Source organism: Mycolicibacterium vaccae NBRC 14118 = CIP 105934 (assembly GCF_001552715.1).
In the GTDB taxonomy this organism is placed as follows: domain Bacteria; phylum Actinomycetota; class Actinomycetes; order Mycobacteriales; family Mycobacteriaceae; genus Mycobacterium; species Mycobacterium vaccae.
Genome location: NZ_BCRS01000254.1, coordinates 1 through 5,141, shown reverse-complemented (window position 1 = coordinate 5,141; position 5,141 = coordinate 1). Strand labels below are relative to the sequence as shown.

Below are 5,141 nucleotides of genomic sequence, written 5' to 3'. Positions count from 1 at the left end.
CCCGCACACCACCACCGCGGCCGGCCGGCGCCCGGCGCCAGCGCGCACGCCAGCGCGGTCGTCGCGGCCAGCATCAGCCCGGTGGGCGTCAGCCCGGCCAGCGCCATCCAGAACAGCAGCGCCCCGATCCCGCCGAAACCGCATTCCGTGCGGTCAGCACCCGCGTTTTCCCGACGGGCATGCAATCTCGGCGCGCCGCGCAGCGTGAGAACCGTCGCCGCGATCCACGGCAGGCAGCCGTAGCCCACCAGCAGACTCCAATGCCCCTGCAGCAGGCGCTCGGCGACATAGGGATTCCAGATCGCGACCGTGACCGCCACGCACTGCCCGGCCACCCCGGCGTCGGGCAGCACCACCGAGGCCAGCCGCGCCGCACCCCAGCCGGCCAGCCACAGGCCCAGAATCGTCAGCCCCTTGACCACGATGCCGCCGTCGATCACGGCCGAGGCCAGCGCCACCGCGAAATCCTGCGGCAGCGCTCTCGGCGCGGCCTGGGTCAGCCCCAGCGCGGCGTCGGTGAGGTAGGACCGCGGCGTGGACACCGCATCCCGCAGCAGCAGGTACCCGGGCGCCAGCAGCGGCGCGGTCACCGCCAGCGTCAACGCCAGCGCGTAGCCCGGCGCGACCAGGGAGCGCCAGGACGGCGCGGAGAACGGCGGGATCAGACCGGTCGGTCCGGGGGCAGATCGGTCGGTCGCTGCGCCGGCAGTTTCTCGGTCATGGCCTCGGCGCCGGGCACGGGTTCACCGTCGTCGCCGCGCTTGCCGAAGAACCGGTTGCCGGTGTCGTCGAGGCCGGGATCGATCAGCGACTCGGTGCGCAGGCTGAACGATCCGAGCAGCGCCCCACCCACCAGCGCGACCAGCCCGAGGGCGGTGAATGTGATCGGCAGGATGCGGCCCCACAGCGACACCCGGTCGCGCTCGTCCTGGGCGACGGCCACCTGGGCCTCGACGGTCTCCTCGTTGGAGGTCACCGTGTAGTCGACGAACGTCACCTCGGGCTTGGTCGCTTCCCGGGCGTAGTAGTGGAACCCGCGGTCGGACTCCTTGACGATCGTGCCCGAGACCGGGTCGACCCAGAACGTGCGCTGCGCGGCGTAGTACCGGGTCATCGTGATCATCTCTTCGGGATCGCCCTCGAAGCCCCACAGCGCCGCACGGGCGGTCACCTGGCTGTCGGCGTCGTCGTCGTAGAGCGACGCGTACTTGACCGGCTCGACCAGTTCGCCGTCGGCGTCGAAACCGACGTTCTGGGTGAACTTGTACGCGGTCAGCCCGTTGACGTCTTCCTCGCCGGCGTAGTTGGCGTCGTAGGCCTTCTGCGCGATCGGGTCGAACACCGGGTAGGTCTTCTTCTCGGTGTCGAACGGGAACCGGTAGGCCAGCCCCTCGTGCGGCAGCGCGATGTTGGTGGGCGGGTTCTCCTCCTCGATGGCGCGCGGCTTCTGCACCGAGCCACCGGGATTGGTGTCGCTCGACACCGCCAGCGCGGTGGAGCGGTTGACCGTGACGGTGTCGACCATCGCCAGCAGCAACCCGTTGTCCTGCTGCTGATCGGACCGGCGCACCGTGGTGCCGACCTGCAAGGTGACGACGTCGGCGTTGGAGGGCGACTCCACGCTGATCTGCTGCTGCATCACCACCGGGATGTCCTCGTTGATGACGAACCGCTCACCGAGCAGCGACGCCGGATCGAACGCGGTGGCGGTGCCGTCGCTGACCAGAGTGGTGTCGATGTCGAGCGGAATCTTGGAGATCTTGCCCTGGGTGTACGTGGACAAGAGCAGCGCAGCGATGAGCAGGGCAGCCCCGAGGCCCATGATTCCGCACGCAGCGATCCTCAGCGCAACTGCGCGGTTCAATCCGTGTCTCCCTTCGCGCGCCGCCACGGGCGTGGCGGTGGCGGCGCCCAGCCAGACGCCCAAAAATCCTGTTCGACCCTAACAGCACAGGTCGAGGTCGTCGCTTAGCCGAGCGTTCATCGGTAGCGCCTGACTACCCATTCGCGGCCCTGATTCACGCCCGTCCCGCTACGGAGGATTCACGCCCGGCCCGCCGGTGCGGGCAGACTGTTCGACGTGAGCGACGCCAGAGCCACCGGCGATTCGAGTGCCGTGGGCGGGACGCGCGGGTTCCTGCCCGCCGTCGAGGGGATGCGCGCGTGCGCGGCGATCGGGGTCGTCGTGACGCACGTCGCATTCCAGACCGGCCAGACCGGCGGAGTGACCGGACGGGTGCTGGGCCGCTTCGACCTGGCCGTCGCGGTGTTCTTCGCGCTGTCGGGGTTCCTGCTGTGGCGCGGCCACGCTGCCGCGGCGCGCGGGTTGCGGGCGCGCCCGTCGACCGGGCATTACCTGAGGTCGCGGATCGTGCGCATCATGCCGGGCTATCTGGTCGCGGTGGTGGTGATCATGACGCTGCTGCCCGACGTCAACGCCGACTTCACGGTGTGGCTGGCCAACCTGACGCTGACCCAGATCTATGTGCCGCTGACGCTGACCGCGGGCCTCACGCAGATGTGGAGCCTGTCGGTGGAGATGAGCTTCTACCTGGTGCTGCCGCTGCTGGCCCTGCTGGCGCGCCGGATCCCGGTGCGCGCACGCATCCCGGTGATCATCGCGGTCGCCTTCGCCAGCCTGTTCTGGGTGCGCATCCCGTTCGACCCGGACTCCGGTCACAACCTGTGGAACTGGCCGCCGGCGTTCTTCTCCTGGTTCGCCGCCGGCATGGTGCTGGCGGAGCTGACGGTCAGCCCGGTCGGCTGGGCGCACCGGCTGGCCCGGCAGCGGGTGCTGATGGCGCTGCTGGCCGTGACGGCGTTCGCGATCGCGGCGTCTCCGCTGGCCGGCCGCGAAGGCCTGCACCCGGGGTCGGTGAGCCAGGTGACGCTGAAGACCGCGATGGGTGCGGTGGTCGCGGGCGCCCTGCTGGCGCCGCTGGTGCTCGACCGGATCGACACCCCGCACCGCATCCTGGGCAGCCCGGCGATGGTGACGTTGGGCCGCTGGTCCTACGGCCTGTTCGTCTGGCATCTGGCCGCGCTGGCGATGGTGTTCCCGGTGATCGGTGCGTTCCCGTTCAGCGGCCACTTCACCGTGGTGCTGGTGCTGACGCTGGTGTTCGGTTTCGCGATCGCCGCGGTCAGCTACGGGCTGGTGGAGTCGCCGTGCCGCAATGCGCTGCGCCGCTGGGAGCGACGCCACCGCCCGACGCCGCTGGACTCGTCGGTCAGCGACGAGGTCGAGCCCGCCGTCGCCAGATAGCGCGAGCCCGATAGCGCCGAAACCGCATTCCACGCGGTCCGCGGGCCGATTCCGCCGCGTGGAATGCGGTTTCGGCGAGGGGAGGTCAGGGCCGTGCGCGCCGGGCGATCACTTCGTCGCGCACCGCGGACCGGCGTGCCTTGCCCGCGTCGTCGCGCAGCGGCCGGTCGGTGAACTCCACTGACCGCGGCACCTTGTACGACGCGATCCGCCCGGCCAGAAAGGACGTCACCGCCGCGGCGTCCAGGTCGGAGTCCGGCGCCGTCTGCACGAGTGCGTGCGGCACCTGCCCGAGATCGTCGTCGGGCACGCCGACGGCCAGGCTGGACAGCACGTGCGGATGCTCGGCGAGCGCGGACTCGATCTCGGCCGGGTACACGTTGCGGCCGCCGACGGTGAACATGTCGACCCGGCGGTCGTTGAGGTACAGGAATCCGTCCGCGTCGAAGTAGCCCAGATCGCCCAGCGATTCCCAGCCGTCGCGGGACTTCGCGGTGCTGCCGACGTAGCGGTATGTCGGCCGGCCGCCGGGCGCCGGGCGCATGTAGATCTCGCCGGTCACCCCGGGCGGGCATTCGTTGCCGTCGTCGTCGAGGACCTTCATCTCCCCGGCGACGACGACGCCGACCGAACCGGGATGGGCCAGCCACTGCTCACCGGAGATGAACGTCAGCGCCTGTAACTCGGTGCCGCCGTACAGTTCCCACAGGACGTCGGGGCCGAGCAGCTCGATCCAGGCCTGTTTGACCGCAGGCGGGCACGGCGCCCCGACGTGCCAGAACCGCCGGATGGACGACAGGTCGTAGGCCTCGGGATCGCCGCGGTACACCGGCAGTAGGCGCTGCATGATCGTCGGCACCGTCGTCAGGAACGTGACCCGGTGCTCGGTGACCAGCCGCAGGAACTCGTGCGGGTCGAACCGCGGCATGACCACCAGGTGGTGGCCCTGCAGCAGCCCGATCGCGAAGCTGGTGAACCCGGTGTTGTGGCTCAACGGCACCGAGACCAGGCTGACGTCGCCTTCCTGGGCGCCCAGCGGATAGCCGATCGCGGGCGGCACGCGGCTGTCGTTGCCCGCCTCGATCAGCTTGGGTCGGCCGGTGCTGCCGCCGGACGCCATCGACTTCCATATCGGCGAAACCGCTTCGGGCAGTGGATGATCCGGGAAGTCGGCCGCGGCGGCCACGGTGGCCGTGGGGGTGACGCCGGTCGGGTCGGGCCGGCCGACCAGCAGTGCCGGCCGGCGCAACTGCAGCAGCGCGGCCAGCTCGGCGTCGGGCAGCCGCGCCGACAGCGGCTGAGGCACTGCGCCGAGCTTCCAGCACGCCACCGCCGAGTACACCCAGTCCAGGGAGTTGGGCAGCGCGATCGTCACGTAGTCGCCGACCCCCACCCCGTGTGCCGCGAACGCGCGGGCCAGCCGGTTGGCGGTGGTGTCCAGTTCGCCGCGGGTGATCGTGACCCCGTCGCAGGTCACCGCCGCCGCGTCGGGGGCGTGGGCAGCCAGCGCCGAGACCTGCGTGCCGATCGGGAGGACGACGGGCGCTGTCATTCAGCCATCCTCGCGGGTCCGCCCCGATCCGGGGAACGAGACCAGCGAAACTCCGACCGCGATCACCGAGAGCAGCGCGAGGAACTGCACCCCGGCCGAATGGCCCACGTAGCCGTCCACCGAGCGCCACGGGTTCTGGCTGAGCACCGCACCGGCCAGGATCAGCCCGAAGGCCGCGGTGCCGACCGTCAGCGCGTCGCTCAGCCGCTCCCGGCGGCGCAGCAGATACCGGACGCCGATCGCGGCGGCGGTCACCAGCACCCCGGCCGGCCCCGACACGACGGCGGCAACCGCGGCGACCGCGACGCCGACGACGGGTGCGGA

The 5,141-nt window shown here is 71.0% G+C and carries 5 protein-coding genes; 1 reads left to right on the top strand and 4 read right to left on the bottom strand.

The window, feature by feature from the left end:
• Together MVA01S_RS28475 and pgfA are read right to left on the bottom strand one after the other, a co-directional pair.
• The coding region (locus MVA01S_RS28475) for an MmpA family trehalose lipid delivery protein (protein ID WP_494337737.1) at positions 1–629 on the bottom strand (629 nt) is incomplete at its 3' end.
• A gap of 32 nt (positions 630–661) precedes the next feature.
• Complete coding sequence (gene pgfA, locus MVA01S_RS28470) at positions 662–1,864, bottom strand: cell envelope lipid trafficking protein PgfA (RefSeq protein WP_040543264.1); 1,203 nt, start codon at positions 1,862–1,864, stop codon at positions 662–664.
• 291 nt (positions 1,865–2,155) lie between these two features.
• Here pgfA and MVA01S_RS28465 point away from each other — a divergent pair, with 291 nt between their 5' ends.
• Positions 2,156–3,265 (top strand): acyltransferase family protein, encoded by a 1,110-nt coding sequence (locus MVA01S_RS28465; RefSeq protein ID WP_237024456.1) that lies wholly within the window; start codon positions 2,156–2,158, stop codon positions 3,263–3,265.
• An 85-nt stretch (positions 3,266–3,350) separates the two neighbouring features.
• On the opposite strand, the gene MVA01S_RS28460 is transcribed toward MVA01S_RS28465, so the two are convergent.
• Positions 3,351–4,817, bottom strand: a complete 1,467-nt coding sequence (locus tag MVA01S_RS28460; RefSeq protein ID WP_003933937.1) for an AMP-binding protein — start codon at positions 4,815–4,817, stop codon at positions 3,351–3,353.
• The coding region (locus tag MVA01S_RS28455; RefSeq protein ID WP_159426369.1) for a hypothetical protein at positions 4,818–5,141 on the bottom strand (324 nt) is incomplete at its 5' end.

Excerpts from the sequence above, each read along its gene's own strand:
- MVA01S_RS28465 (WP_237024456.1), top strand. The coding sequence starts at position 2,156 with ATGCGCGCGTGCGCGGCGATCGGGGTCGTCGTGACGCACGTCGCATTC.
- MVA01S_RS28460 (WP_003933937.1), bottom strand. The coding sequence starts at position 4,817 with ATGACAGCGCCCGTCGTCCTCCCGATCGGCACGCAGGTCTCGGCGCTG.